The sequence below is a fragment of the Paraburkholderia atlantica genome (genome assembly GCF_009362785.1).
Classification (GTDB): domain Bacteria; phylum Pseudomonadota; class Gammaproteobacteria; order Burkholderiales; family Burkholderiaceae; genus Paraburkholderia; species Paraburkholderia atlantica.
This window is the reverse complement of the sequence record NZ_WHNQ01000003.1, coordinates 248,317-274,156: the sequence shown is the minus strand read 5'-3', so window position 1 is coordinate 274,156 and position 25,840 is coordinate 248,317. Positions and strand designations below refer to the sequence as shown.

Here is a 25,840-nt window from a genome sequence, read left to right as displayed (position 1 = left end):
GAGGATCTCGCAGCTCAGCTCAAGTTGGCGATCATCCGATCGAGCAGATTGCGGGCGGCTTCAACTTCATCGACCGTGAAACCGTGAAGTTGGCGATTGCTTGTTTCGACGATGAGCGGCAGCGTTTCGCGCAATAACTGACGGCCATCCTCTGTCAGTGCGAGCTCGACTGAACGTCTATCGGAAGTACTGCGAATCCGTTCAACCAATCCTCTTTTTTCGAGCGAATCAAGCTTGCGGGTCATGATGCTGCCGTCGGCGAGAAGTATTCGGCACAGGGCTGTCGGTGTACGGGCACGCTCGTCGAACAGCGCTTTCAAAATTCCCCACTGAATCGCAGAAAGCTTGCTCGCCGCGAGCTTCCGGTCGATTTCCGCGCCAAGCAGAAGATGAACCATGTTCATCTTGAACGCGACGCTTTCTTCAGTGCGGTATTCGTTCGGAGCAAGCGTATGTGCGAGCTCGGTGCTAGCCGGGCCTCTGTGAAGTGCGGGGGATTCGAGTAGCGTCATCGGTTACCTGCTAAAAAAATTTTTGCGTTTGCAAGCAACTATATGCACGACATTCAAAATATGCAACGCATAGTGGGGTGTGGTTTTCCCCATGTTGCGACTGAAAGGCTGTCTGCGCGACGATGCGCACGCGTCTTTCATCCGCAATATTCGGGAGGAATCTTGTCTGAATCTGGTGTGGTAAGTGACATGAGGTTGCCTGTCACTGTCGAGGAAGTGACGGCAGAGTGGCTTACTTCTGCGCTGGGATTCCGCTTCAGCGGCGTCGAAGTGCTCTCGTGCCAACACGTGGATGTACTGCCGGGCACGTCGACCAAGATCCGCGTGGCTCTGGAGTACAACGACGCAGGACATGCGATGGCGCTACCGTCGCGCATGATCGTGAAGGGCGGTTTCGAGGAACACAGTCCGTCGATGAAGGAGATGTATCGCAACGAAATGCGCTTCTACCGCGACGTACTGCCGTTCATAAACATGAACGCGCCGAAATGCTTTTATGCGGGCGCCGATCCTGACGCCTGGCAGGCCGTCGTAGTGATGGAAGATCTGCTCGAGCGTAACGTTCAGTTCTGCCGTGCTCAGCAACCGCAGGGCTATGAACAGGTGGCTTTGCGTCTGAGTGCAATGGCGCGCTATCACGCGCAAACATGGAATAGCCGGGAGTTCGACACGGGCGGGCGGCTCGATTGGGTCGGAGAGCGCTTCTCGGATTGGTCGTTGGAATATCAGAACCGCTACCTCGAGCCGGATGTGTGGGCGCACTACGTATCGCTGCCGAGAGGGGCCGCAGTAAGCCGGCATCTGCACGATCGGGACTGGATGGTGGCAGCGCTCGGGCGCATTGCGCGCGAACATAAGCGCAAACCGGTGTGTCTGATCCACGGCGATACGCACCTCGGAAATCTCTACGTCGAAGCCGATGGAGCGCCGGGCTTTTTCGATGCTCAGGTCAGCCGGGCGCCTTGGAGCCTCGAGGTCGCCTACCACATAGGATGTGCGCTCGACATCGAGGACCGGCGCTCGTGGGAGCGGTCGCTGCTAGAGCACTATCTTTCCCAGCTGGCGATCAACGGGGTTCAGGCGCCAGATTTCGACGAAGCGTGGGGCGACTATCGACGCGATCTCGCATACGGATACTTCATTTTTGCGATCAACGAAACGCGCTTCCAGACGGAGGCAGTCAACACCGCGTATGCGGCGCGCTTTGGTGCGGCATTGGTGGATCATGGCGAAGTGGGTTGACTAATCTGATCGAAGGCCAATAATGCAACTATGTGTTGCATTATTGGCCTGACGAGACTAAGCTCGAGCATCAGTGGCGTTCTGGCGAGTGACGGATCGAGCGGTAGCGAGTACCGGCTCGGTCGAACCCTCCAGACGACGATCGATATACATCAACTGATTACAGCATGCCCGCACCGAAAGTCTTTCATCAACGTTTAAACGGCAAGATCGCGATCGTGACCGGCGCGGGATCGCTCGGTCAGGGATTTGGCACGGGCAAGGCAATTGCCTGTCTTTTCGCTGCTGAGGGCGCGTCCGTCTGTCTCGTCGATCAGCAATACGAGCGGGCGGCGGAAACGCTCGCGCTGATCACCGAAGCGGGTGGTAGCGCGTTCGTATCGACCGGCAATGTCACCGACGGTACCGTTTGTGCGCGCATTGTCGAAGAGACCGTTGAGAGGTACGGTGGCCTCGACATTCTCGTCAACAACGTCGGTATCTCGGGCGCGCCGGGGCGGTTGCAGGACGTCGACGAGGCGTCCTGGGATCGCGTGATCGACGTGAATCTGAAAAGTGCCTTCTTGATGAGCCGAAGTGCGGTGCCGAAGATCGTGGCGCGTGGGGGCGGGGCAATCGTCAACATCAGTTCGGTCGCGGGCATCCGCAGCCACGGGTCAGCCGCATATGGCTCATCGAAAGCTGGCATGGTCGGCTTTACACGCGAACTCGCGGTGATGTACGGCCGCGATCGTGTTCGCGCCAACGCCATTGCTCCGGGTCATATTTTTACGCCGATGGTCGAGAGCATGCTTAACGACAAGGCTCGCGAACGCCGCCGCAAAATAGCGCCGCTTCCGTTGGAAGGGGATGCATGGGACGTCGCGGCCGCCGCGTTGTTTCTGTGCAGCGATGAATCGCGATTCATTACCGGCACATGCCTGCCCGTAGACGGTGGCGTGACGGAGGTCGCCGCACTTGCGGCATACGACCTGGTTCAACAATAGCCGTCGATCTGGCCGGTGCGCGCCTCGCCACGCGAAGCGTCTATTTGCACGGAGCTTACGGGGCGTGTTTTCTGGTAACTTAGCGTGGCTGAATTGACCCGCGTGACAGGAAACGGCACCTGTAGGGCGCTGGCATGGACCACTGTGTCGCGGTCCATGCCGATCGCCTGTTTGCTCGGCAACGCGTATTTGCGGTCCGACAAGCGAGGGTCCGAACCAATCGATAATCGCATGGGTGCTCGCAAGACCGCAGATTCGCTATTCGCCGCGTTGGCGGATGCTTCCCGACGACAACTGCTGACTCTGCTGAACGCGGGTCCTCAAAGCGCAGCCGCATTGGCGGGCGAGCTGAAAATATCGCGTGCGAGCGTGATAGGGCACCTGAACGCGCTTGACGAGGCCGGCTGGGTCGACGTCGGTTCCGATGACGACGGCGAGGTGCTCTATTCGAAACGCTCTCAGGCTGAAGCGCAATTCCAGGCGGAATGCGAGGCGTTGCAGAAGCCCGCGAGCGCCGAGGTTAGCGATGCGTTGGACGAACAGGCTGCCGCTTGGGCGCGCGAGTGGCCAGCGGAAGACCCGAACGTCTATCTGATCGGGCAACGACTTCTACGACTATCTGCTCACATCGACCGGGCGCTGAAGGAAGCCGCCGCGAGTCAGGGCCTGCTGGCAGCCGAACTGTTGCTATTGGACGCGCTTCTGGTTTCCGGGCCGCCTTACACGCAGTCTCCGACGCAACTTCAGAAGCCTCTGGCGATGACGCTCGGCGGCATCACGAAGTGTGTCGGCAGGCTTGAGCAGATGGGCTTGGTGGAACGCATGCCGGATCCGGCGGATGGTCGTGGAATTCTCGTGCGAATGAAGTCTCAGGCGCGCAAAGTATTGAGGAATATTCTCCATCAGCAGGCATACGGCACCGACTGGGTGGCATCCAGTCATATGGCGGCTGAGCGAAGAGCGGCACTGTCGACCTTGCTGCGGGAACTACAACTCTTTGCAGACGCGGAGGCCGCACATCGGAGTGCCGAGCGCGGTTGACATAGCTTTCGGTGATCACCACTTCGACCGCAATACCTGACTCATCGCCATCATTGCTCGCAATCAGCGCGCAAGACACAGAACCCTATCCTGGGCCTGCGCACTCTGCAGGCCTTTCTCTCCCGTTTCTCGTTGCCCCCGACGCATCCGGTGGCATACGGCAAGTCCCGCATAACGCTATGTTCGTGAGCGAAAGCTCAGGGCACACGTTGGCGCGTTCGCTTTCCGTGCCGTCTCGGTACAAACACCTGGATAACTCAATATACTTTCCCAGTAAAGTATATTTTAGATGTTCGCTGACGAGCAGCACATTGACGCCAAACGGAGACTCAAGCGATGAGGGCCGCATATTTCACGAAAGTAGGTTTGCCGCTAGAAGTTAGAAGTGTTGCCGATCCCACTCCGGCATCCGGAGAGGTTGTGCTGAAAATTCACCGCTGCGGTATCTGCGGATCCGATCTACACATGACGGATGGACACGCACCGCATTTCACGCTGCCGGAAAATTCGACACTAGGCCACGAATTTGCCGGCGAAGTGGTTGCCGTGGGAAAGGGCGTTGAGAAGCTGAAAGTTGGCGATGCTGTAACCGCGCTGCCGTTTGTTGGATGCGGACATTGCGCGACTTGTCTCTCCGGGAAGCCGAACTTCTGCGCGGAATTCAAGGGTGCCGCCGCCGGCTTCGCTCAATATGCAGTCGTTGCCGAGCGCGTAACGACCCGGCTCCCGAAGACGCTGAGCATGGAGGACGGCGCACTGATTGAACCGATGGCCGTCGGCTTGCATGGTGTTGCGCTGGCAAAACTCACGCCGGGCGCAAAAGTGCTCGTGATCGGAGCGGGTCCCGTTGGGCTGGCCGCGACTTTCTGGGCTCGCCGCCTCGGTGCCGGACGCATTGTTACGACCGCTTCGTCGCGGCGCCGCGAAGCTCTTGCGCGACACATGGGGGCAGACGAGTTTGTGGTTCCGCAGGAGGGGCAGGATCTGACGACGCTGGCTGCCGATGCTCTCAAGGGCCCACCAGACGTCGTGTTTGAATGCGCAGGGCAGAAAGATCTGATTGCGAAGGCGATTCAGTGCGTTAAGCCGCAGGGCGACGTCGTAGTGCTGGGCTTCTGCACGGTGCCGGATCAATTCATTCCGGCAGTAGCGGTATGGAAGGAAGTGCGAATTCAGTTCGCTGTCACCTACAGCATGCAAGAGTTCACTCATGTCGCGAACGTGTTCGACGCGGGCGCCGTCGAACCGCGCGCGATGATTACCGATCGCGTCTCGCTTGACGCGTTACCCGATACGTTCGAAGCACTGCGTGACCGGTCGACGCAATGCAAGGTAATGGTGAATCCATGGCTCAGCTGAAAACCTGGAGCGACTATCTGTCCCAATTGGCAAACGCGGAGAGTCTGCTCGAATTGACTGAGACACCCGGCGATCCTCAAACGCGCGCGGAGCTGTATCGGCAGTTTCAGATGAATCTCTCGCTTGGCTACTTCATCTACTTCCAATCCGATCCCCTTCATCCAGACTGGTTGCCGTTTCTTAACTCGGTCTTCATGCTGCAGCCGAATCCCGACGACACCTATTTCGTCGCACCGTTGCGAGGTGACCTGCGCTACCGGCTAGTCGGAGAACGCGGCAGCGTGCATTTGCTGACGCTCGACATCGGCCGCGGCATCATGGGTACCACCGACAAAATCCACCCTCCGCTCGGTCAGTTCGACTTGGACGACCTCGAGATTGGCGAGGACGGTCGCTTTGAAATCCTGTTGAGTGCACGGCGTCCTGCCGGCTATGAAGGCAACTGGATCGAGTTGCACCCTGAGGCTGATTTCGCAATGCTGCGCCAGCGCTCTTACGCGTGGGGAGCGGAGCGTGACGCACGAATCGCTATCGAGTGCCTCGACGCTCCCCGGACGAAACCGCCAATGGGCCACGAGGAGATCGCGAGGCGTACCGGCGAGTTGATGGACTATGCGGAGCGCCTGTCACGCCGCTGGCTCACGCATATGCAGCAACTGCGCACGCGGATCAACGTGAACGAGTTCGAGTTTTTCGCTTTCGGGGGAGGCCTCGCGAAACAGGCGTACTGGCAAGCGATTTTCGATTTCGGTGACGACGAAGCGCTCATTCTCGAAACCGCGCTGCCGCAGACGCGCCGGTACTGGAACGTGCAATTGAATGACGCTCTGTTCAACGCGCTTGATTATATCGATCACCAAAGCAGCCTCAATGGCCATCAGGCGCACGTCGACGAAGACGGCTATTTCCGCGCAGTGATTGCGCACCGGGATCCCGGTGTCGTGAACTGGCTGGATACAGGCGGGGTCAATCGGGGGACCGCGATCGGCAGATGGTATGGATGCAGCTCGGAGCCGGTACCGACGCTCAAGCGTGTGCTGCTGTCGGAGTTACGAAATCATCTGCCGGCAGGGACTCGCTTCGTAGACGCAACCGAGCGCGAGAGGATCTTGCGCGACAGACGCATAGGTGCGCAGCTGAGGCGGCGTTGGTAAACACCATAAAGGATCTTCGGGAGACGATAGATGTCGCCATCAAAACGATTTTCGGGTGCGGAGGACGAGCTTCATGCAATCGCGAGTGCCGCCGCTGGCTTGAGCGATTTTGGCTCCAGCGCCGAGTACATGCCGGGCTTGACGCAACTTCTGAACGCATTCGACGAAGATGGCCCGCGCTTCGCGCCAGGGGGCCGGGAATTTGCATGGAATGCAGTTGTCGGTGCTTTAGTTTCGCGCCTGACGCTAGTGGAGGGCCTGCGCAAGCATGCCGAGGTCTTGTCGCAGACCCCGCGGCGTCCTCTCGTCATCACCGGCATACCTCGGACCGGCACGACCGCATTGCACAAGCTGCTTTCGGTCGACCCGCAATTTCAGGGTTTGGAAAAGTGGCTGACCGTCTTTCCACAGCCACGGCCGCCGCGCGACACCTGGACCGATCATGTTCAGTTTCAGGCGACCGCGGCCGGACTCGAGGCCTTTTTCAGCTCGGCGCCCGACATGCGCGCTGCACATAACATCGTCGCCGACGAGGTCGATGAATGCCTCGAAATACTCAAACAGGGTTTTTGCAGCAATCTATGGGGCTCGTCCTTCCGCGTGCCTCAATACGATCGCTGGTGGCGCGAGCAGAGCGAATTGCCTGCCTACCGCTACTTTGCAAAGACGATTAGTCTGATCGGCGCCCGCGACCGCGAAAAGACGTGGCTCCTGAAGAATCCCGGACACCTGATGCAGCTACCCGCTCTATTCGAGGTCTTTCCCGACGCATGCGTGGTGCAGACACATCGAGATCCCGTGGAGGCGCTGCCGTCGCTCGCGAGCGTGCTGTCGATGGCGCGTGGTATTTCAGAGGGCGAACAGGTCGACAGGCACGAGATCGGCAGGCGCGAACTCGATAATTGGGCGCGCGCCAGCGAAGCAGCAATGGCGGCGCGGGCGTCCTTGCCAAAGAAGCAGTTCCTCGATATCAACCAGGCCGACCTTCACGCCGATCCGCTTGGCACGATGCGGCGGATTTACGGTCACTTCGGCTTCCAACTGACCGAGGAAACGATGGAAGCAATGCGCCGACGCGTTAAGCAGAGCCCTGAGCGCGCTCATGGCGTGCATAAATACACTGAAACCGAATTCGGCCTTGCACCCGCGGCGATCCGGGAGCGATTCTCCCGCTACATGACCACCTATGGGCTGCAATGATGAAAACGCTCTCGCTTTCGCCGTTTTCCGGCTTTCTGCAGATTGCGTATGTCACCACGGACGTGGACGAGGCAATTGACCACTTTTGCAGGCAGCAGAATGTGCCGGCGTGGGCGCGCCTGCCGGGCATCGAAATTGAGTCGATCGCCGGACGTCGCTGCACGCTGAACATCGCGCTTGCATTCGTCGGATCGGTTCAGCTCGAACTGATCGAGCCGTTAGCCGGCGACGACCGCGTGTATCGTGATGCCCTGCCTCGGGATGGGTTCGCGATTCGCCATCACCACATTGCGCAGTTGATCGATAGCGAAGCGGCGTTCGAAACGCAGCGTAAGGAAATGGCTGCCGCGGGCGTGCCCATCGTGATCGACGGCCAGTCGCCCGGGGCCGCCCGGTACTTCTACACGGATCACCGGGCAACGCTGGGTCACTATATCGAGCACATCTGGTACACACCAGCGGGTCTCGCTGCGATGGAACAGCTGCCTCGCAATGGAGCGGTTCAATGAACGCGGTTAGCACCGTGCTTTCGGTTGATGACGATCACCGTCTAGCCGTGCACATTGCTACGGCGGCCGGAGCCGCGTTGAACGCGATACGTGCGTCGGCAGTCCTTGCGGGCAAACCGCTGGGAGCGGTGGGCGACGCCACGGCAAACGAGCTGATAACGCGCATTCTCGCTCACACCCGGCCGGCAGACGGCTTCCTCTCGGAAGAGTCTGCACCGGACCCACAGCGGCTAGCCCTCGATCGTGTATGGATCATCGACCCGCTCGATGGCACGCGCGAGTTTGGCGAATGCCTCGAGCGGCGCGACGACTGGGCGGTTCATGTCGCACTGACGGTTAACGGCGAGCCTCGTGCTTGTGCTGTCGCGCTTCCGGCTCGTGGCGTCACGTTCGGAACATTATCGCCGCCTGAGTTGCCGCCAGCGCCCAATGGGCGACTAAAAATTCTCGTGAGCCGGTCCCGCGCCCCGGAACTGGCACTGCGGGTTGCGCAGCGCTTGAATGCCGAGCTCGTGCCGATGGGCTCGGCAGGCGCAAAGGCAATGGCAGTGTTGCAGGGCAGGGCGCACGCATATCTACATGCCGGCGGTCAATATGAATGGGATTCGTGCGCTCCGGTAGGCGTCGCGCTTGCGGCTGGTCTTCATGCCAGCCGCATCGATGGTAGCCCATGCATTTATAACGGGTTGGACGTCTCGATGCCCGATCTACTCATATGTCGACGCGAGATCGCCGAATTGATGTTGGCCGCTATCGCGGACGCACAGTGAATCGCCTTTGTAAAAGGATTGGCCATGCCCACATTGACTCACCTGCGGCGGCTTGAAGCCGAGAGCATTCATATCATGCGAGAAGTCGTCGCGGAGGCACAGCGCCCAGTGATGCTTTACTCAATCGGTAAAGACAGCGCCTGCATGCTCCATCTGGCAAAAAAAGCGTTTTACCCGGCGCGACCCCCGTTTCCGCTTCTGCATGTCGATACCACCTGGAAGTTTCGGGACATGTACGCGATGCGCGACCGGATGGCTCGCGACGCGGGGATGGAGCTAATTGTGTACCAGAATCCGGAAGCGAAGGAACTTGAAATCAATCCGTTCGATCATGGTTCGCAGGTTCACACCGACATGTGGAAGACGCAGGGCCTGAAGCAGGCACTCGATAAGTACGGCTTCGATGCCGCTTTCGGGGGGGCTCGCAGGGACGAAGAGAAATCGCGTGCGAAGGAGCGAATTTTTTCATTCCGTACGGCGACCCATCAATGGGACCCGAAGAGTCAACGACCCGAACTGTGGCGTCTTTATAACGCGCGAAAGAACCACGGCGAGTCGATCCGCGTGTTTCCCATCTCAAACTGGACCGAGCTGGACATCTGGCAGTACATCTACCTCGAAAATATCCCCATCGTGCCGTTATATTTCGCGGCGAGGCGACCCGTAGTGAATCGGGACGGCACGCTGGTGATGGTGGACGATGACCGCATGCGTCTGAAGCCGCAAGAGAAGGCAGAGGAGAGAATGGTGCGCTTCCGCACACTGGGTTGCTATCCGCTGACCGGGGCGGTCGAGTCGAACGCCACGACATTGCCGCAAATCATTCAGGAGATGCTCTTGACGACGACCTCCGAGCGCCAGGGCCGCGTGATCGATCACGACGGCGCCGCATCGATGGAGCGCAAGAAACAGGAGGGGTACTTTTGATGGCACACGTCTCTGACCTGATCGGGACCGATATCGAACGGTACCTGAAGCAGCACGAAAAGAAGAGCCTTCTGCGTTTCATCACATGCGGGAGCGTGGACGACGGCAAAAGCACATTGATTGGCCGTTTGCTCTATGAATCCAGGATGCTATTCGAGGATCAGCTTGCCGCGCTCGAAGCCGATTCGAAGAAGGTCGGCACGCGTGGCGGAGAAATAGACTACGCGCTGCTGCTCGACGGTCTTGCCGCCGAGCGCGAGCAGGGCATCACGATCGACGTGGCCTACCGGTTTTTCTCGACCGACCGCCGTAAGTTCATCGTGGCCGATACGCCCGGGCATGAGCAATATACCCGCAACATGATAACGGGAGCGTCCACGGCGGATCTGGCCATCATCCTGGTCGATGCACGCAAAGGCATGTTGCAGCAAACGCGACGGCATAGCTATCTGGTGTCGTTGATCGGCATTCGTAACGTGGTTCTTGCGGTGAATAAGATGGACCTGGTCGAGTATTCCCGTGAACGGTTCGACGAGATTTCACGTGACTATTGCGAATTCGCACATAAGATCGGTATATCTGATGTGACTGCAATTCCGATTTCAGGCGTAACCGGCGACAACATTGTTGAAAGGAGCACAAGGACGCCATGGTACGACGGCCCATCCTTGATGCATCACTTAGAGACCGTCGAGATCGACGAATCCCGTTTGCAGGCCCTGCCAATGCGTTTCCCGGTGCAGTGGGTCAACCGCCCGAACCTCGATTTCCGCGGATTTGCAGGCACTATAGCGTCCGGTGTCGCCCGTGTCGGGCAGCGTGTACAAGTACAGCCATCAGGCCGGGAAACCACTGTCGCAAGAATCGTGACCGCCGATGGCGATCTCGACGAGGCCTTCGCGGAACAGTCGGTGACGCTGCTGCTCGCCGACGAAGTGGATGTCTCTCGTGGGGATCTGATTTCAGCGGCCGATTCGCCAGCGCAGGTTGCCGACCAGTTCGAAGCAACGCTCGTATGGATGAGCGATCAACCCATGCTCCGCGGACGCAGCTACCTGCTGAAGATTGGCACCCGGACCGTCACGGCAACGATATTGCCGCTGAAATACAAGCTCAACGTGGATACGCTCGATCACGTGGCCGGGGAGACTCTCGCGTTGAACGAAATCGGCGTCGCCGAACTGGAGTTTGACCGTGCGATCGCTTTCGATCCATACGAGCAAAACCACGAGACTGGCGGTTTCATCGTCATCGACCGTATGACCAACAGCACGGTCGGTGCGGGTATGCTGCGCTTCGCACTGCGCCGTGCGAACAATATCCGCTGGCAGGCGCTGGAAGTGGACAAACATGCGCGGCGGACGCTCAATGGGCACCAAAGCGGCGTTGTCTGGCTGACAGGACTGTCCGGCGCGGGCAAATCGACAATTGCGAATCTGCTCGAAAAGCGCTTGCATGCGATGGGCAAGCGAACCTATCTGCTCGATGGGGACAATGTTCGGCACGGATTGAACAAGGATCTCGGCTTCACGGCCGAAGACCGTGTCGAAAATATCCGGCGCATTGCCGAGGTGGCGAAATTGATGGCCGACGCCGGCGTGATCGTCATTACCGCATTCATTTCGCCGTTTCGTGCAGAGCGCGCGCTGGCGCGCGAGCTGATGGAGGAGGGTGAATTCATCGAGGTCTTCATCGACACGCCACTGGAAGTGGCCGAGGAACGCGATCCGAAAGGACTCTACAAGAAAGCGCGCCGCGGCGAGTTGAAGAACTTCACCGGCATCGATTCGCCCTACGAGGCGCCGGAGAGCCCTGAAATCCACATCAATACCACGACCAGTTCTGCCGAGGTGGCTGTAGAGACAATCTTCGAGAGGTTGAAGACCGCGGGATTCCTTGACGTGTCGAGGGGATCGCCCCTCTGAGACGACGCGGGGCCTTGCGCCTCGCTCGCCTTGCGTTCATATTGTTATACGCCATTCATTTATATATACTCCTTGCTGTCGACTACGGGAGACGCAGAACGCGATTTCCGTGTTGACATCGCCCTCGCGGGGCGACAGTCCAACAGGTATCGGGACGTTTCGAGGCGTCAAGGAGGCAGTGGGGATGGCGGAACACAATCAGCAAGGCTACGGGCCGCGCGAGTCGATGGAATACGACGTGGTCATCGTCGGCGGCGGTCCGGCAGGCCTCTCCGCGGCGATCCGCCTGAAGCAGTTGGCAGCCGAAAAGAACGCCGAGATTGGCGTCTGTGTGCTGGAGAAAGGCTCGGAGATCGGAGCCCATATCCTCTCCGGCGCGGTCATGGACCCGCGTGCGCTCGATGAACTGATACCCGACTGGAAGGAACAGGGCGCGCCGCTGAACGTCTCCGTGACCGAAGACAGGTTCCTTTTCCTTTCGGAAACCGGTGCGAAGTCGGTCCCGAACTGGGCATTGCCGGACAACTTCAAGAACCACGGCAACTTCGTGATCAGTCTCGCGAACGTCACGCGCTGGCTGGGGCAGCAGGCCGAGGCGCTGGGCGTGGAGATCTTTCCGGGCTTTCCGGCCGCTGAGGTCCTCTACAACGAGGACCGCTCAGTCAAGGGCGTCGCCACCGGCAACATGGGCATTGGCAAAGACGGCGAGCCCACCGAGAACTTCCAGCTCGGGATGGAGTTGCACGCGAAGTACACGCTGTTCTGCGAAGGCTGCCGCGGTCACCTTGGCCGTCAGCTCAATGAGAATTTCAATCTCGGCAAGAACGCCGACCCACAGGTCTATGGCATCGGCATCAAGGAGCTGTGGGAGATCGACCCCTCGAAGCATCAGCCGGGTGTGGTGGTCCATACGGCTGGCTGGCCGCTTGAGTCGGACACTTATGGCGGCTCATTTTTGTACCACACCGACAATAACCAGGTGATGGTGGGTTTTGTCGTCGGTCTCGCGTATCAGAACCCCTACCTTTCGCCATTCGAGGAGTTTCAGCGCTACAAGACGCACCCGGAAATCCGCAAGTTCCTGGAGGGCGGCAAGCGCGTGTCGTATGGTGCGCGCGCAATCACGGCCGGCGGCCTGATGTCTCTGCCGAAGCTCGTATTTCCGGGCGGTGCGCTCGTGGGTGACGATGCCGGCTTCCTGAATGCCTCGCGCATCAAAGGCAGTCACGCGGCGATCAAGACCGGCATGCTGGCCGCGGATGCCGCCTTCGATGCGTTGCAAGCTAGCCGCCAGCACGACGAACTCGCGGCCTATCCGGAAGCGTTCAAGCAGTCGTGGCTCTACACGGAGCTATACAAGGCGCGCAATTTCAAGCAATGGATGAGCAAAGGCCTGTACCTCGGCACGCTGATGGTGGGCATCGAGCAGAAAGTGCTGGGCGGCAATGTGCCTTGGACGCTGCATCACCGGCATCGCGATCACGAAATGCTCAAGCCCGCGTCGCAGTGCAAGCCGATCGAGTATCCAAAGCCTGACGGCAAACTCACGTTCGATCGTCTGTCGTCTGTTTTCATTTCGAATACCAATCATGAAGAAAATCAGCCGGCGCACCTCACGCTCAGGGACGCGAGTGTGCCGGTGAACGTCAACCTGCGAACCTATGCAGGCCCAGAATCCCGCTTCTGTCCAGCAGGCGTCTACGAGTACGTGAAGGACGATCAGGACGAGGACCGCCTGCAGATCAACGCGCAGAATTGCGTGCACTGCAAGACTTGCGACATCAAGGACCCGACCCAGAACATCGTATGGGTGACACCGGAAGGCGGCGGTGGTCCGAATTATCCAAACATGTGAGTAGATGTCAGCCAGGTCTCAGAGGTAAGTCTCAGAATGAAACTGATTCGGTCAATCGACGAGCTCCGCGCGCAGTTGCGTGGGCAAAACCGTACCGCATTCGTGCCGACTATGGGCAATTTGCACGAAGGGCATTTGTCGCTTATCCGGCTCGCCCGGCAGCATGGGGATCCGGTCGTCACGAGCATCTTCGTCAATCCGCTGCAGTTCGGGCCGGCGGAAGATTTCGCGCGTTATCCGCGAACGCTGGAAGCGGACATCGAGAAGCTCCAGAAAGAGAACGTCTATGTCGTCTTTGCTCCTACGGAAGAGGATCTATACCCACAGCCGCAGGAGTATCGAGTGCAGCCGCCTGGCGGCATGGGCGACATGCTGGAGGGTGAATTCCGGCCGGGGTTTTTCCAGGGCGTGTGCACCGTGGTGATGAAGCTGATGCTGTGCGCTCAGCCGCGTGTGGCCGTATTCGGAAAAAAGGATTACCAGCAATTGATGATCGTGCGGGAGATGTGCAAGCAGTTCGCGATGCCGACCGACGTCGTAGCGGGCGAAACCGTCCGTGATTGCGACGGTCTTGCGTTGTCCTCTCGCAATCGCTTCCTGACGCCCGAGGAGCGGGTAGAGGCACCACAGTTGTATCGGCTCCTGAACCAGATCCGCGACAAGGTCTCGAGCGGAGAGAAAGATCTTCAGAGTATCGAACGACGCGCGTTCTCGACGTTGGTCGACCGGGGCTGGCAGCCGGATTACATCTCGGTGCGCAAGCAGGCCAATTTGCGATCGCCAACAGCGCAGGAGGTCGACGATAGCAAGCTGGTGGTCGTTGCCGCTGCGCGCATTGGCAATACGCGACTGATCGATAACCTGGAAATTTGAGTTTTCGATGCATAGCCTTGCCGCCGCGCTTCTGGACCAGCAGGGCAGGGTGCCAACCCGAAGGCTAGTCACGCGCCTTCCCAATCCGGCCGTTTGACATGATCGAATCAGACTCGGATCACGGCGGGCCCTGCCGCCGCGCTGTACTCGTAACAGGCGCCGCGAGGCGGATCGGTCGGGCGCTTGCGCTCGGTTTCGCTGCGCGAGGATGGGATGTCGCGGTGCACTATCACGAGTCGACACAGGAAGCCCGAGAGGTTGTCGACCACATCAAGTCGCAGGGGCGCAGATCGGTCGCCCTATGCGCTGACCTGGCAATCGAGGAACAGGTCAAGCAACTGGTGCCAGCGTGCGTGGAGGCCTTCGGTCGACTCGACTGCGTTCTTAACTGTGCGTCACGGTTCGACGAAGATACCGCGCAAACATTTGGTTATGCGCGGTTGCTCGAACTGATGGCGATCAACGTCGCCGCACCGCTGGCGCTGGCACAAGGACTGTTCGAAGTGGTGCCGGACAGCGCGGTATCGGACGAAGCGAAGCGCGGTGTAGTCGTGAACGTGCTTGACCAGAAGCTGTTCAACATGAACCCCGACTACATTTCGTACACGGCGACCAAGGCCGCGCTGGCCAACGCGACCGTCGCGCTCGCACAGGCTCTTGCTCCGAAAATCAGAGTCGTGGGGCTGGCTCCGGGATTGACGTTAGTGTCGGGCGATCAAACACAGGCGCAATTCGACACTGTTCATAAGATGACGCCTCTTCTGCGGGGTTCGCGACCGGAGGATATCGTTGAAGCGGCTGCGTATCTTGCGAATGCCCATGGCGTCACGGGGACCACTTTGGTTGTCGACGGAGGTCAGCACCTTGCGTCGAGCCCCCGTGACGTAATGTTCATTGACTCGATGTCCAAAAGCCGCGCTGCGCAATGAAGCGTAAATTGCAAGGACTTGCTACTCGCGAGAAGCTACTCGATAGCGCGGAATGCCTTTTTTTCGCACATGGCGTCGCGTCGACGACCCTCGAGGACATTGCTCGTGCGAGCGGTATGACTCGTGGTGCCATCTACTGTCACTTCGCGAACAAGTGGTCGCTCGTAAGCGCACTGTTCGAACGCTCCGAACTTCCGCTGGACGCCTTCACTGTGTCGGGCGCGGAAGCCGCGACCGGAACCATCGATGCGTTGCGTGTCGAGCTCGAGCGGCGGTTGGTCGATGTGCTACGGATAGGGACGAAGCGCCGACTGTATTCGATCGCGCTGTCCACTGCGGAAATTGATGCCGATTGCACTGTGTCGGCATCGATGTTCAGGGAGTCGGCGCTCCTTGCACAGTACTCGATCGAGGCGACCTTGGCACGCGTCGCTAAGCCCCCAGGTGCTTCAGACGATCTCGACTGCGCGTTCGAGGCAACTTTCATTCACGCTTGCCTGACAGGGTACTTCCGTCGCAGCTTGATCATTCCGCCTCCTGCAGGCGCCGAAAAACTGCTTGCCGGAAAGATCGTGCGAAAGGCCTTGTCGTCGTGGTTGATAGAGAGCCCCCCATTGTTCCCGGCTCGCGACGGGCTGACCTCCGAAGCAGGTATACGTCGATGAAAATGAACAGGATAACGGGTCACGCGATCGTGTTTCAACGCAGAACTGGGTTTGAAGTTTCGTGCTGTAACACTTGAATCTATGCCCGTTCCGAAATGCGCAACCCCGAGATGTCATTGCGCGCTTCATCGGCATGGGTATCTGCAAACGGCTCAGAAGATCCCGATCTTGCAAGGAGAGAACAATATGATTTTCAAATCGCTAGCGGTAGTCGGTGCCGGAACGATGGGCAATGGCATCGCTCAGGTCGCCGCCGTGGCGGGTCTCAACGTGGTCATGATTGATGTCAATGAGACGGCGCTCTCGAAGGGACTGTCAACATTGACAGCGAATCTCGGGCGTCTCGTCGACAAGGGAAAGCTGGACGCGGCGTCGCGTGATTCCGCGCTAACCCGGATCGGAACTTCCACTGACTATCAGCGCCTCTCGACCGCAGACATCATCATTGAAGCGGCAACCGAGAATGTTGATCTGAAGATCCGCATTCTGAAGCAAATTGAGTCTGTGGCGCGTGCCGATGCAATCATTGCGTCAAATACGTCGTCGATTTCGATCACCGCACTGGGTGCAGTGCTTAATGATCCGACACGTTTCATTGGCATGCATTTCTTCAATCCGGTGCCTGTGATGGCGCTCGTGGAGGTCATTCGTGGCCTGCAAACGACCGAGTCCACTGTCAATGCGGTGCGCGAGTTGACTGAGCGGCTCGGCAAGTCTCCGATAGGCGTGACCAACTCGCCAGGCTTCGTAGTGAACCGTATCCTCGTGCCAATGATCAACGAGGCGTTTTTCGTGTTAGCGGAAGGTGTCGCAACCGCGGAAGAAATCGATGCCGGAATGAAGCTTGGTGCGAATCACCCGATCGGCCCACTCGCGCTCGCTGACCTGGTGGGGCTGGATGTTTGCCTTTCTGTCATGGATGTTTATCGGAAGGACTTCGGCGATTCGAAGTATCGTGCATGCCCGCTATTGCGAGAGTTGGTTGCGGCGGGACGGCTGGGGCGGAAAGCCGGGTGGGGTGTCTATAAGTACTGAAGGCGATGTTCGGGGAACGTAGACTCCAGCACGGTTGAACTAAATGCGGCGGCTCAGGGCGGAGCCGTCGCTACTATTTTTGCTGCCGTTTCAACTACCACCTTGGGATTCAATCATTGTCGAAGGAGGCATCAACTCAGCCTCCATGCGTACTGGGTGTCGCCGCAAGAGTAGCGGACCGGCGAGCATCAACAAGGCCGCGGCAGTTAGCGTCTTCGCGACACCGAATTGATCTGCACAAACACCCCATATCAATGCGCCCAATGCCATGGAGCCTTGAAACGTGAGCAAAAAAACTGCTAACGCCCGCGCTCGCACCCAAGCGGGAAGCTTCGCCTGGAAGGCCGAGGAGACGGTGGAGTTGAATGTGATCCACGCGGCGCCCCCGACGAGCAGAGACAGACATACCGGTGCGATGTACTGCACGTAGGCGGCGATCAACGTTGCAATGCCGAACAACACAGACGCACCCCAGACCAGAGTATTGAGCGCCAGATAGCGGCGTACCCGACCGAGTGCAATTCCACCAACCACGGCGCCTGCTCCCAGGCTCGCGAGCATCGTACCGTACCCGCCGTCGCCTAAAGCTGGATTATTTTTCGCTACGATCGGCAATAGCGCCCACAACGCGCTTGCGCAAACTACAAAGGTGAGGGTGCGAACCAGATGTCCGCGCAAAACGACGCAACTGAGCACATAGCGCACGCCCACACACATCGCGCTTACCAGACGCTCCTGCTTTGAAACGACTTCTGTTTTCGGCTTGTACCAAAGCAAAAAGATGGTCACCGCGACGGCAAATAGCCCGGTCGTTAGTGCGAACACTGCATACAGTCCTATCCCAGCGAGGACTGCGCCTGCTAACGCGGGGCCCACTGCGCGCGCGCCATTGAAAGCGACTCCATTGAGAGCGATCGCGGAGAGCAACGCCGACCGAGGCACCGCTTCTGCGGTTGACGATTGCCAGGCCGGGACTGATACGGCACTGCCTGAACCGAGCAGAAGCGTAAAGATCAGCAGTCTGACCGGATTGATTGCATCCAGCATCAGCAGAATACAAAAGAGGATCGATGAGACCAGCATCCAGCAATGCGCGGCTAGCAACAGGCGGCGTTTATCCATGGAATCGGCGAGCACTCCCGCCGGCATCCCGAGCAGAAATGCCGGTATCGTGGTCGCGGCCTGGGTCAGTGCAATCATCACCGGGGACGTCGTGAGCGAAGTCATTAACCATGCTGCCCCCACGTTCTGCACCCAGGCGCCAAGGCTCGCCGCCAACATTGCCATCCATATTGCTCGAAACGGGCGATAGCGAAGCGGGCCGAGCTCAGGTTGTGGTTTCGTGGAAGACATTGGGTTCAGGCTGTGGACATTGTGCGTGCGACTGCGTGGATGCCGGAACGACGCACTCGATGCGAAAAACAGAATGTAGTGCACAAATATGAACACGGCAACCGCGACCTGTCAATGCCGATTTTGATTCTCCCCGTCGTGAGAAGAAGTCACTGTTGCTGACGTTCAAAGTCGGAACATGGTCAGATGATTCAAATCGGCTTTCTGATTCAAATGGATTGCACCGAAGCATCGCGCCCGTTCTACGTGAACGTTGACTGACTTTGAAACTGATGTCACATTCCTCGTTGCAAACGACGAGGCTTTGGACATTCAGTCTTGCAACGGTTCCTGTGAGTTGCTCTGTTTCGTGTTTCGATCATGACATTCGAATTCATCAAACCCGATCCGACCGTCCTCGACCCCCTACAGGCAGAGCACGCACTGCTGGACCTGGCAGCCCGTGGCCGCACCGTTGCTCAATTGTGGGAAGCGCCGAAGTCTTTGGTGGTACCGCGCAGCTATCTGCGTTACCCCGAGTTCGAATCTGCACGCTCCGCTTTCCTTCGCGGCGAATGCCCCGTCTGGCTACGCATGTCGGGCGGCGGGCTCGTACCGCAGGGCCCCGGGATTCTAAATTTGAGTCTGGCTTATTTCGTCGCGCAGCAGCCGAGCAAAATGAGCGATGCGGTCTATCTGCACTTATGCGAAGTTATTGGGAGCGCGCTGCGCGTGATCGGTGTCACGACGCATCACCAGGCAGTGGATGGTTCATTTTGCGACGGTCGCTTCAATTTGGCTTGGGGAGCTAGCACGGACGCCCGCAAGATTGCTGGCACGGCGCAGTATTGGCGACGGGCGCCAGCCGCGATGCGGACGTGCGATGGGCAGGGCCATCTGGTGCTCGCGCATGCCGTATTGCTTGTCAGCGCCGATCCGGATGAGGCGAACCAGCGGGCCAACGCCTTCGAAGAGGCAGTGGGCAGTGGCCGTCGATATGAGGCAAACAAGATCGTCACTGTGCAGCAGGCGCTGGGAGGGGCTGTGAGCGGCAGTGAGTCGGTGATGACCACTGTGTTGGCTGCGATCAAGGACAGTCTCACCGGCATTCCACTGCCAACAAATACGCAGTAACCTTTGCACGCGGCCCGCGCGACCCGTCGTAAATCGACGGCAGCGGCACGTTCATCCAGGTGTCAGTGTCTATCGGCGGGTCGAGCCCGTGGCTTGCTGCGGCGCTTGCAAATCGACCGCGTGGTCGAGCGGCACGCGCACGTTGTCGAAGCTCACCTTGTGGCTGCCAGTCGCGCGTATCCTCTCGGGCCGAAGCGATCTCGCCCTGTAAGCGCCTCGCACGACCTGTGCGCGCACGCCGGTGATTGTCAGCACGGGCCGCTGAATCGGTGGGTCACACGACCGAGGTTGCAACGAGCAGCAGCTCCAGTCTGCGCAACTGCGCGGGCGTGATGGTGGGTGTGAGGCTGGCCTGACGCACACGCGCGTGCCAATAATTCCTGCCGAAGACGGACTGTGTGCAGTCTATGCGGATGGCGTGTTCAAGATGCGCGATGGCCGCGTCGAGATTCTTGATCGTGTACGGGCTGGCGCTCCTCGTGGTGTTGTGTCCTGCGGGCGTCTTTTTCTGCTTGCTTGGAGCTGGCATCTGATTCCGGTCGGCAATCGTGGAGAAGAGATCCTTGATCGCCATCGGGACATTACGCGTCTCTAACGCCTTTTGGGTTGCGATTGAATAGGTGTAGGCCCTCGGGACATCGTTTGTCCAAATCGTGATGCAAACTGTCTTTGTGAATCCACGCGAGCATCGCGGCGTTGGAAATACGTACACCCTGTCCATACCTGAGAGAGGACTCAACGTGCTGAACAACAATTCCCCCCTCGAAAGCCTTGCGGCGTTTGCAATCGTCTTCGCCACCGGCGTCCTTTCGACGGTCGCGCTCGGCAAGTACATTGAAAAGGTCCGGCGCGACGCGCAGAATGCAGCGTCTGGCGCAGCATGAGCAGGCAACACAACAGCCACAGACAGAGCCACGAGAGTCGTACGGTATGAAAGAACAACAACTCGCTATGGAACAGGCCGTCGTGTGGCTGCGCGAAGCCGACGGCTTGCTCGTCACGGCAGGGGCGGGCATCGGTGTCGATTCAGGCTTGCCTGATTTTCGCGGCAATGAAGGTCTGTGGAGCGCGTATCCGGCGCTGGGCGCAGCGAGGATCGGTTTCGAATCGATCGCCAATCCAGCTTCGTTTTCGCAGGACCCGGCGCTTGCGTGGGGATTTTACGGGCATCGCCTGAAACTGTATCGCGAGGTCGTGCCTCACGAGGGGTTCGCGATTTTGCGGCGCTGGGGGCAACGCATGCCTAACGGCGCGTTTGTCCGCACCAGTAACGTCGATGGTCAATTTCAGCGCGCAGGGTTCGCTGAACAGACGATAGCCGAGTGCCATGGCTCCCTGCATCATATGCAGTGCGCGTTGCCATGCTGCTCGCGCATCTGGCCCGCAACGGATTTCGAGCCGCAGGTCGACGACAAGGCGTGCCGTCTGCTCGGGCCGCTGCCACGCTGCCCGGAGTGCGGTGGACTCGCACGGCCCAATGTGCTGATGTTCTACGATGCCGCCTGGCTGTCGCGTCGCACCGACTTACAGGAGGAGCGCTTGCGGCGTTGGATCGGGACCGTCGGCCGGATGGTCACGGTGGAACTCGGTGCAGGCACGGCGTTGCCGACCATCCGTCGCTTCAGCGAGCGTCACCGGCCGCGAGTGATTCGCATCAATCCGCGTGAGCCGCAAATCGATCCGGCGAACGGCATCGGCATTCAAGGCGGCGCGCTCGAGACACTGGTTGCCCTCGACCAGGCTCTCGACTCGCGCATCGGCAAATAGGGTTTGCCGGATATCCCGGCCGAAGTCTTCTGACCAGGCGCTGCGCTGCACGGTGCTGTCGGAAATCGCCACAGCGCTCGCCTGAGGCGCGTGTCAAAGCGCCGGCTAAAGAAGGCAGCAAAAAGTGCCGATAAGCCCGGGATCATCCATTCACGCGACTCTAACGTTCAATGTCCGACATCGACCGCGACATCATGCGCGTCCTTCCCGACGCCGCTACACAAGGCACGTATTTGAGCACGCCAGACATCTATAAGCGGTTGTCGGGTACCGTGCAGAACATGCCCTCGACGAAGACGATTCACCGGCATCTTGTCAAGCTCGAACAAGAGGGCCTCGTCGAGATGGACCAGCGGGGCACGGCTTCGATATGGCGCAGGAAAGCTGGCGCGAGCGGCCTCGCAGCCAAGGCTGGCTCGATGATCAATTTCGACGAGGCGTTGGCGCTGCAAACGCTCAGACGCTTCTCTTCGCGGCAGATCCCGGAACTGGTGGCTGAGTCGCTGACACCGCTGTTCGAGATTGCGGAGACGCGACTGATGAGGACCAACAGCGAAACTGAGCGCAAGTATTCGCGCTGGGCCAGCAAAGTGGCAGTCGAGAGCGGCGGGTTCGCGCTGCACTATCCGGTGATCAAGCCCGACAAGTTCGCTGAAGTCTCGAGGGCGCTATTTGAGGAACGTAAGCTGGAGATCGTCTATCGTCCGCGTCACAAAGCGGACAACGACCAGGCGAAAGTCGTGCTGCCGTTCGGTCTCGTCGAAGTGGGGGGCCTCGTCTATCTGGTAGCGGGTACGGAAGGTAAGGCGAATCCGACTATGTATCGCCTCGATCGCCTTTGGGATGCGAAGGCGATGCTCGAGTCGTTTGTCTATCCTGAGTCGTTCAAGCTCGAAACGTATGTTCGACAGCAGCGCAACTTTGACTTTATGGTCGAGAACGAAGTGTTGCTCAAGCTGAAGTTCTCTGGCGGCGCGGGAGACCATTTGCTTGAAGCGCCAATGTCGAAGGACCAGAAGAGCGATCGCAAGGACGATGCGTTGCATGTGCAGGGCACCGTGATGCTGAGCCAGCGACTGCGCTGGTGGCTGCGCTCGTTTGGTCCGAACGTCGAGGTTCTCGGACCTGCGAGCCTGCGTGCCGAACTCGTTGCGGAAGCGGCGGCGCTTGCAAAGATCTATAGCAAATAGCGGCTGCGGGAGGTGGCGAGATATGGCGCAGATTTTTCCGGCTGGCCGGAGTGACACCATCGTGAGGGGCGCGGCGAAGCGCGAGATCGAAACGCTCGGTGTTCGCATGAAGTCGTGCAGTTTATCGACATGCTCCTGGATGAACCGATGAACATTGAGGCGGCTGGACCGTTCAAACGATCGGATCTCCGGACGATCACCTACGCGGGCAGCAGCGCGACGCACGCCACTCGCGAAGCACTCGACGAAGCGATGGAGGCTGGCTTTTCGCCATCCGACATCGCGCTGCTGACATTCAGCGGCCGCGACAAGTCGTTGTTGCCGATGCTCGACCAACTCGGCCGTCATCGGTTGCGCAGTTTCACCGGTACGTATGACGAGCAAGGGTCGCCACGCTATCGCGATGGCGACATCACGGCGGAAACCATCTATCGCTTCAAAGGGCAAAGCGCGCCATGTGTGATACGGACTGAGGTCGATCTCGAACAGTTCGACGACATGGTGTTCCGGCGGCTGTTCGTCGGCGCGACTCGCGCGACGATGAAGCTGATCGTCGTGATGTCCGAACGCGCCGAGGCGCAACTGATCCGGCGACTATCGTAGGGCCTCCAGCAGGGGCCTAATCGATATCGAGTTGCTGCGCGATCGTGCGCAGCAACTCGCGACTCACGGGGCCCTGTATCGTCCCGCGCTGAGTCGATGACGCGGCAATCAACTGTCCGAGCCGGGCAAGCGCTGCCAGAGGCGACAGCCTGCCAGTGAGCGCCCAATGACCCGAGCGCCGGGTCGGCAACTGGTCCCAGGTTCCCGCGAACAGGACCAATTCAGTGCGGCCGGCGGCATACGATGCCAACACGGCGCGGTTAGCTTGGATGCTGTGCCAGCAAAAGGCATCGTTCGCGCGGCGCGCGGGCTTCACCAGATGCACGACGATGTCCGCGTCAGTGTCCCCCCTGAGCCGGGAGATTTTCCAGACGATCGTGCCGTTGAGATCGAGTTCGCTGATCCACGACCGAGCCTCCGACTCATCGAATCCCCAAAGCCGCAATGCTACGCATCGTGACTGCCCGCTATCGTGAGCCGCGCGCTGAATCGGTGTGATGTTTGCGTGAATCGTGTTCGTCGGCTTTGTCATAGATATCGGGCACTCCCGGCAATTGCGATATCGAGAGTGTGACGCGCCGTTGCGACAAATCCTGTCCGAATCCGCGCAGTGGTGTGCGATCGCGTCGGGACAGCGATTGTCCATATCGTTCTCTATGATTCGGCCCAGTTTTTTGACCGAGCCGCTTCCGGCGGTTTCCGCTAAGCGGTCAGTCGGCGATTCCGTACCCCGGCTTTTGCCGCGTATGCAGCAAAATCTCATCGGCTACGGCTTGGCCAAGTTCTGACCAGTTCATTGGCAACGGCACAAACACGCTGTTATTGTTGTCCGACGACACACAGAGCTTGATATGACTGACCTGATGGTTGGCGCCGTATTGGACATGAAGGATTCGCGTAGTCGCCGATGGGTGCCACATCACCTTCCCGAGAAAGTACGAACGGGCACTGCCCCGTTCGGCGGGGTCGAGGACCAGATCGAAATATTCGGTCAAGAACGTGTGAAGCGCTTCTCTAGTCATGTCAGAACGTAACGGGTCGCAGGAGCGTATCGTCTATTACCCGCTGACCCGCGCTACACCCCGCCATGAGTGCAGCCGCTTCCGTTTCGAACGGTTTTTGGGTGTCTTTCATCAGGCGGGTAGGAGATACCAGCGAAGTTGGCAATCCCTTCGCGCCAATAGACACGATTGCGACGAAGCCCCTCGGAGGTGACGGCACGGCACGACCTGAGGGCTCCCACACCGGCTCAAGTTCAACGGTTATTTCGAAACCTTTGTAGGGGTAAGTCCTTTGCATATCGTGTGGTAGATGGTTCTTCGGCGCACTGGAGTTTGCATATTATTGTCCTCTCGAACCTGAGGATAGCCTTAAGAAGCATCAATCGGTTGAATCCGACGGCGATTGCCATTGCCTTGTAGCTGGATAAATATAAGCCAGTTCAACTGCTGAGCAGCGTGATGGAGTAGAGCGCCATCACGCCTGTGCGCAGGGGCAACCACTAGTTGAGATGTTTATTAACCGCCAGGAAAACCAACTGCGATTCGTTGCCTTTATGACTCACAGTAAAGCCATTTTGCTCGAGGAACCGCAAAAATGCCAAACCGTTACCCCTATCAGACCCGCCTGCCTCGCCAACGATCACGCGAACTCTCTGCGACAACAATCGGCCGTGCGGAAACAATATGGCATGCTCCGAGCCTTCGACATCAATCTTCAACAGATCCAGGACTTCCGACGAAAAGCCCCCCAGTAGCGTCGGAAAATCCGTTACGGGGACCTCGACTGTCTCCGCGGAGGAATGCTCAACCATGTTCAGCTTATTTCCGCCGGTGTTGTCGGAGCTAATAAACAGCGTCCCCACGCCAGACTCCGAGGAAACCGCCATCTCCCTGAGCTCAATCGAAGATTGGAGCTGGTTGAGCTCGATGTTGTTCCGAATCAACTGAGCATTGCGAGGTGCCGGCTCGACAATGATTATCTGCATGGGCTGTTTCAGCAGCGCACTGATCTGGACAGAAAACGAACCGATATGGCCACCGAGATCGAGTACGGTAGTGCCTTGGAAGTCGATTCCCGACAGTTGGTCGAGATATTCGGACCTCACCTCATCGACAATACCCTCATCCATTGTGCCGGTTCGTACCGCAAACTGAAAACCGTACTTGCTGACGATGACTACGTCGCCCGGCGCCTTGTTGTTCGCCACTTGCTCCGCGAGCTGCCTCGCTGACTCGGGATTGGGCACGGTGCTGAGGCGGAGACTCCTGTCGGCAATAACGATATACGCGCTATTCGCAAACGGAACTTGCATCTGCGCTATCGTCTCTGCGTACTGTGGCGGAAGTTGATTCAACATCGCGCGGTTGACTACCATCAAGCTCACCTGCGGAGAATATTCTCCGACAGGACACAGTTCCAGCCTGCCGTTCAACAACAACGGACGAACCATTCCAAATACCTTTTTCCAGTAGTTTGGAACTGCAATGGTCAACCGATCATCCGGGTTCAGCGAATTGAGATTTGGAACAAGCCACATCAACATTTCGATTGATTGTTCGTCCCCTGCTTGCCTGGCAAGGATCTTTACGGCTGAATCATTCTTTAGTTTTCCGAGGAACGGTGGCGCTGCACTGAAGAGCTTCAGGCGAGCGCGTGTATCAATGTAACTAAAGGCACGTCTTAGCAAGTTTCGGGCACCGCCCGACTTATAAGCCGATGTTATTTGCCGAATCAGTTTCATCTCGAAATATCTTGTGCGATGAGTGCGTTAAGAATCTGGACGTGCGGCGGGATTTCGCGATTGTAGTTGTATTGCACATCCGTCACTCC

The 25,840-nt window shown here is 58.6% G+C and carries 26 protein-coding genes; 20 read left to right on the top strand and 6 right to left on the bottom strand.

Features of this window, described 5'->3' with window-relative positions:
* Window positions 1–14: 14 nt before the first annotated feature.
* Window positions 15–512, bottom strand: coding sequence for a MarR family winged helix-turn-helix transcriptional regulator (locus tag GCT19_RS05785; RefSeq protein ID WP_018436136.1), 498 nt, complete (start codon window positions 510–512; stop codon window positions 15–17).
* Window positions 513–554: 42 nt separating this feature from the next.
* Between GCT19_RS05785 and GCT19_RS05780 the strand changes: the two genes are divergently transcribed.
* The 15 genes from GCT19_RS05780 to GCT19_RS05710 all read left to right on the top strand — a co-directional run bounded on the left by GCT19_RS05780 (window position 555) and on the right by GCT19_RS05710 (window position 16,982).
* On the top strand, window positions 555–1,754 hold the full coding sequence (locus GCT19_RS05780) for an ecdysteroid 22-kinase family protein (protein ID WP_227749193.1): 1,200 nt from the start codon (window positions 555–557) through the stop codon (window positions 1,752–1,754).
* A gap of 167 nt (window positions 1,755–1,921) precedes the next feature.
* The gene (locus tag GCT19_RS05775; protein ID WP_018436138.1) at window positions 1,922–2,740 is read left to right on the top strand and encodes an SDR family NAD(P)-dependent oxidoreductase; all 819 of its coding nucleotides are present in this window, start codon (window positions 1,922–1,924) and stop codon (window positions 2,738–2,740) included.
* Between the two features lie 84 nt (window positions 2,741–2,824).
* Window positions 2,825–3,781: a MarR family transcriptional regulator gene (locus GCT19_RS05770; protein WP_321576761.1), complete on the top strand. Its 957-nt coding sequence runs from the start codon at window positions 2,825–2,827 to the stop codon at window positions 3,779–3,781.
* A 420-nt stretch (window positions 3,782–4,201) separates the two neighbouring features.
* Window positions 4,202–5,140 (top strand): alcohol dehydrogenase catalytic domain-containing protein, encoded by a 939-nt coding sequence (locus tag GCT19_RS05765; protein ID WP_321576760.1) that lies wholly within the window; start codon window positions 4,202–4,204, stop codon window positions 5,138–5,140.
* Complete coding sequence (locus tag GCT19_RS05760) at window positions 5,107–6,294, top strand: DUF1214 domain-containing protein (protein ID WP_227749192.1); 1,188 nt, start codon at window positions 5,107–5,109, stop codon at window positions 6,292–6,294. Before GCT19_RS05765 ends, GCT19_RS05760 begins: the two co-directional genes overlap by 34 nt.
* 30 nt (window positions 6,295–6,324) lie before the next feature.
* The gene (locus GCT19_RS05755) at window positions 6,325–7,494 is read left to right on the top strand and encodes a sulfotransferase family protein (protein ID WP_152851285.1); all 1,170 of its coding nucleotides are present in this window, start codon (window positions 6,325–6,327) and stop codon (window positions 7,492–7,494) included.
* A complete protein-coding gene (locus tag GCT19_RS05750; protein ID WP_018436143.1) occupies window positions 7,491–8,003 on the top strand; it encodes a VOC family protein in 513 nt (170 codons plus the stop codon). Before GCT19_RS05755 ends, GCT19_RS05750 begins: the two co-directional genes overlap by 4 nt.
* A complete protein-coding gene (locus GCT19_RS05745) occupies window positions 8,000–8,773 on the top strand; it encodes a 3'(2'),5'-bisphosphate nucleotidase CysQ (RefSeq protein WP_018436144.1) in 774 nt (257 codons plus the stop codon). Before GCT19_RS05750 ends, GCT19_RS05745 begins: the two co-directional genes overlap by 4 nt.
* Window positions 8,774–8,797: 24 nt before the next feature.
* Window positions 8,798–9,700, top strand: a complete 903-nt coding sequence (gene cysD, locus GCT19_RS05740) for a sulfate adenylyltransferase subunit CysD (RefSeq protein WP_018436145.1) — start codon at window positions 8,798–8,800, stop codon at window positions 9,698–9,700.
* Entirely contained in the window at window positions 9,700–11,625 is a 1,926-nt protein-coding gene (gene cysN / locus GCT19_RS05735) for a sulfate adenylyltransferase subunit CysN (protein ID WP_152851284.1), read from the top strand. Before cysD ends, cysN begins: the two co-directional genes overlap by 1 nt.
* A gap of 184 nt (window positions 11,626–11,809) precedes the next feature.
* Complete coding sequence (locus GCT19_RS05730) at window positions 11,810–13,480, top strand: electron transfer flavoprotein-ubiquinone oxidoreductase (protein ID WP_152851283.1); 1,671 nt, start codon at window positions 11,810–11,812, stop codon at window positions 13,478–13,480.
* A gap of 36 nt (window positions 13,481–13,516) precedes the next feature.
* Window positions 13,517–14,353, top strand: coding sequence for a pantoate--beta-alanine ligase (gene panC / locus GCT19_RS05725; RefSeq protein ID WP_152851282.1), 837 nt, complete (start codon window positions 13,517–13,519; stop codon window positions 14,351–14,353).
* A 98-nt stretch (window positions 14,354–14,451) separates the two neighbouring features.
* Entirely contained in the window at window positions 14,452–15,282 is an 831-nt protein-coding gene (locus GCT19_RS05720) for an SDR family oxidoreductase (protein ID WP_152851281.1), read from the top strand.
* Complete coding sequence (locus tag GCT19_RS05715) at window positions 15,279–15,947, top strand: TetR family transcriptional regulator (RefSeq protein WP_152851280.1); 669 nt, start codon at window positions 15,279–15,281, stop codon at window positions 15,945–15,947. The genes GCT19_RS05720 and GCT19_RS05715 overlap by 4 nt, the downstream gene beginning before the upstream one ends.
* A gap of 186 nt (window positions 15,948–16,133) precedes the next feature.
* A complete protein-coding gene (locus tag GCT19_RS05710; protein WP_152851279.1) occupies window positions 16,134–16,982 on the top strand; it encodes a 3-hydroxybutyryl-CoA dehydrogenase in 849 nt (282 codons plus the stop codon).
* A 90-nt stretch (window positions 16,983–17,072) separates the two neighbouring features.
* On the opposite strand, the gene GCT19_RS05705 is transcribed toward GCT19_RS05710, so the two are convergent.
* Window positions 17,073–18,335 carry an MFS transporter gene (locus GCT19_RS05705; protein ID WP_152851278.1) on the bottom strand — a complete coding sequence of 421 codons (1,263 nt, stop codon included), beginning with the start codon at window positions 18,333–18,335 and terminating at the stop codon, window positions 17,073–17,075.
* A 360-nt stretch (window positions 18,336–18,695) separates the two neighbouring features.
* On the opposite strand from GCT19_RS05705, the gene GCT19_RS05700 reads away from it, so the two are divergent.
* Window positions 18,696–19,448, top strand: coding sequence for a lipoyl protein ligase domain-containing protein (locus GCT19_RS05700; RefSeq protein ID WP_152851277.1), 753 nt, complete (start codon window positions 18,696–18,698; stop codon window positions 19,446–19,448).
* Window positions 19,449–19,722: 274 nt separating this feature from the next.
* On the opposite strand, the gene GCT19_RS05690 is transcribed toward GCT19_RS05700, so the two are convergent.
* Entirely contained in the window at window positions 19,723–20,022 is a 300-nt protein-coding gene (locus tag GCT19_RS05690) for a hypothetical protein (protein WP_018436154.1), read from the bottom strand.
* Between the two features lie 166 nt (window positions 20,023–20,188).
* Between GCT19_RS05690 and GCT19_RS42635 the strand changes: the two genes are divergently transcribed.
* The 4 genes from GCT19_RS42635 (at window position 20,189) to GCT19_RS05670 (ending at window position 23,008) form a co-directional block, all read left to right on the top strand.
* Complete coding sequence (locus GCT19_RS42635) at window positions 20,189–20,332, top strand: hypothetical protein (RefSeq protein ID WP_018436155.1); 144 nt, start codon at window positions 20,189–20,191, stop codon at window positions 20,330–20,332.
* Window positions 20,333–20,378: 46 nt separating this feature from the next.
* The gene (locus GCT19_RS05680) at window positions 20,379–21,215 is read left to right on the top strand and encodes an SIR2 family NAD-dependent protein deacylase (protein WP_227749191.1); all 837 of its coding nucleotides are present in this window, start codon (window positions 20,379–20,381) and stop codon (window positions 21,213–21,215) included.
* Window positions 21,216–21,385: 170 nt separating this feature from the next.
* Window positions 21,386–22,405: a helix-turn-helix transcriptional regulator gene (locus tag GCT19_RS05675; RefSeq protein ID WP_018436157.1), complete on the top strand. Its 1,020-nt coding sequence runs from the start codon at window positions 21,386–21,388 to the stop codon at window positions 22,403–22,405.
* Window positions 22,406–22,552: 147 nt separating this feature from the next.
* Complete coding sequence (locus tag GCT19_RS05670) at window positions 22,553–23,008, top strand: ATP-binding domain-containing protein (protein WP_408582371.1); 456 nt, start codon at window positions 22,553–22,555, stop codon at window positions 23,006–23,008.
* Window positions 23,009–23,024: 16 nt separating this feature from the next.
* On the opposite strand, the gene GCT19_RS43255 is transcribed toward GCT19_RS05670, so the two are convergent.
* The 3 genes from GCT19_RS43255 to GCT19_RS05650 all read right to left on the bottom strand — a co-directional run bounded on the left by GCT19_RS43255 (window position 23,025) and on the right by GCT19_RS05650 (window position 25,751).
* Complete coding sequence (locus GCT19_RS43255) at window positions 23,025–23,333, bottom strand: hypothetical protein (RefSeq protein WP_227749190.1); 309 nt, start codon at window positions 23,331–23,333, stop codon at window positions 23,025–23,027.
* A 385-nt stretch (window positions 23,334–23,718) separates the two neighbouring features.
* Window positions 23,719–24,003, bottom strand: coding sequence for a hypothetical protein (locus GCT19_RS05660; protein ID WP_227749189.1), 285 nt, complete (start codon window positions 24,001–24,003; stop codon window positions 23,719–23,721).
* 506 nt (window positions 24,004–24,509) lie between these two features.
* On the bottom strand, window positions 24,510–25,751 hold the full coding sequence (locus GCT19_RS05650) for an FkbM family methyltransferase (RefSeq protein WP_227749188.1): 1,242 nt from the start codon (window positions 25,749–25,751) through the stop codon (window positions 24,510–24,512).
* Between the last annotated feature and the right edge of the window lie 89 nt (window positions 25,752–25,840).

What these genes read in the sequence shown, in the direction of transcription:
- GCT19_RS05715 (WP_152851280.1), top strand. Translation starts at nt 15,279, where the DNA reads ATGAAGCGTAAATTGCAAGGACTTGCTACTCGCGAGAAGCTACTCGAT.
- panC (WP_152851282.1), top strand. Translation starts at nt 13,517, where the DNA reads ATGAAACTGATTCGGTCAATCGACGAGCTCCGCGCGCAGTTGCGTGGG.
- GCT19_RS05675 (WP_018436157.1), top strand. Translation starts at nt 21,386, where the DNA reads ATGTCCGACATCGACCGCGACATCATGCGCGTCCTTCCCGACGCCGCT.
- GCT19_RS05690 (WP_018436154.1), bottom strand. Translation starts at nt 20,022, where the DNA reads ATGGCGATCAAGGATCTCTTCTCCACGATTGCCGACCGGAATCAGATG.
- GCT19_RS05705 (WP_152851278.1), bottom strand. Translation starts at nt 18,335, where the DNA reads ATGTCTTCCACGAAACCACAACCTGAGCTCGGCCCGCTTCGCTATCGC.
- GCT19_RS05780 (WP_227749193.1), top strand. Translation starts at nt 555, where the DNA reads ATGCACGACATTCAAAATATGCAACGCATAGTGGGGTGTGGTTTTCCC.
- GCT19_RS05750 (WP_018436143.1), top strand. Translation starts at nt 7,491, where the DNA reads ATGATGAAAACGCTCTCGCTTTCGCCGTTTTCCGGCTTTCTGCAGATT.
- GCT19_RS05670 (WP_408582371.1), top strand. Translation starts at nt 22,553, where the DNA reads ATGAACATTGAGGCGGCTGGACCGTTCAAACGATCGGATCTCCGGACG.
- GCT19_RS05720 (WP_152851281.1), top strand. Translation starts at nt 14,452, where the DNA reads ATGATCGAATCAGACTCGGATCACGGCGGGCCCTGCCGCCGCGCTGTA.
- GCT19_RS05760 (WP_227749192.1), top strand. Translation starts at nt 5,107, where the DNA reads ATGCAAGGTAATGGTGAATCCATGGCTCAGCTGAAAACCTGGAGCGAC.
- cysD (WP_018436145.1), top strand. Translation starts at nt 8,798, where the DNA reads ATGCCCACATTGACTCACCTGCGGCGGCTTGAAGCCGAGAGCATTCAT.
- GCT19_RS05680 (WP_227749191.1), top strand. Translation starts at nt 20,379, where the DNA reads ATGAAAGAACAACAACTCGCTATGGAACAGGCCGTCGTGTGGCTGCGC.
- GCT19_RS05710 (WP_152851279.1), top strand. Translation starts at nt 16,134, where the DNA reads ATGATTTTCAAATCGCTAGCGGTAGTCGGTGCCGGAACGATGGGCAAT.
- GCT19_RS05775 (WP_018436138.1), top strand. Translation starts at nt 1,922, where the DNA reads ATGCCCGCACCGAAAGTCTTTCATCAACGTTTAAACGGCAAGATCGCG.
- GCT19_RS05650 (WP_227749188.1), bottom strand. Translation starts at nt 25,751, where the DNA reads ATGAAACTGATTCGGCAAATAACATCGGCTTATAAGTCGGGCGGTGCC.
- GCT19_RS05730 (WP_152851283.1), top strand. Translation starts at nt 11,810, where the DNA reads ATGGCGGAACACAATCAGCAAGGCTACGGGCCGCGCGAGTCGATGGAA.
- cysN (WP_152851284.1), top strand. Translation starts at nt 9,700, where the DNA reads ATGGCACACGTCTCTGACCTGATCGGGACCGATATCGAACGGTACCTG.
- GCT19_RS05745 (WP_018436144.1), top strand. Translation starts at nt 8,000, where the DNA reads ATGAACGCGGTTAGCACCGTGCTTTCGGTTGATGACGATCACCGTCTA.
- GCT19_RS05700 (WP_152851277.1), top strand. Translation starts at nt 18,696, where the DNA reads ATGACATTCGAATTCATCAAACCCGATCCGACCGTCCTCGACCCCCTA.
- GCT19_RS05755 (WP_152851285.1), top strand. Translation starts at nt 6,325, where the DNA reads ATGTCGCCATCAAAACGATTTTCGGGTGCGGAGGACGAGCTTCATGCA.
- GCT19_RS05785 (WP_018436136.1), bottom strand. Translation starts at nt 512, where the DNA reads ATGACGCTACTCGAATCCCCCGCACTTCACAGAGGCCCGGCTAGCACC.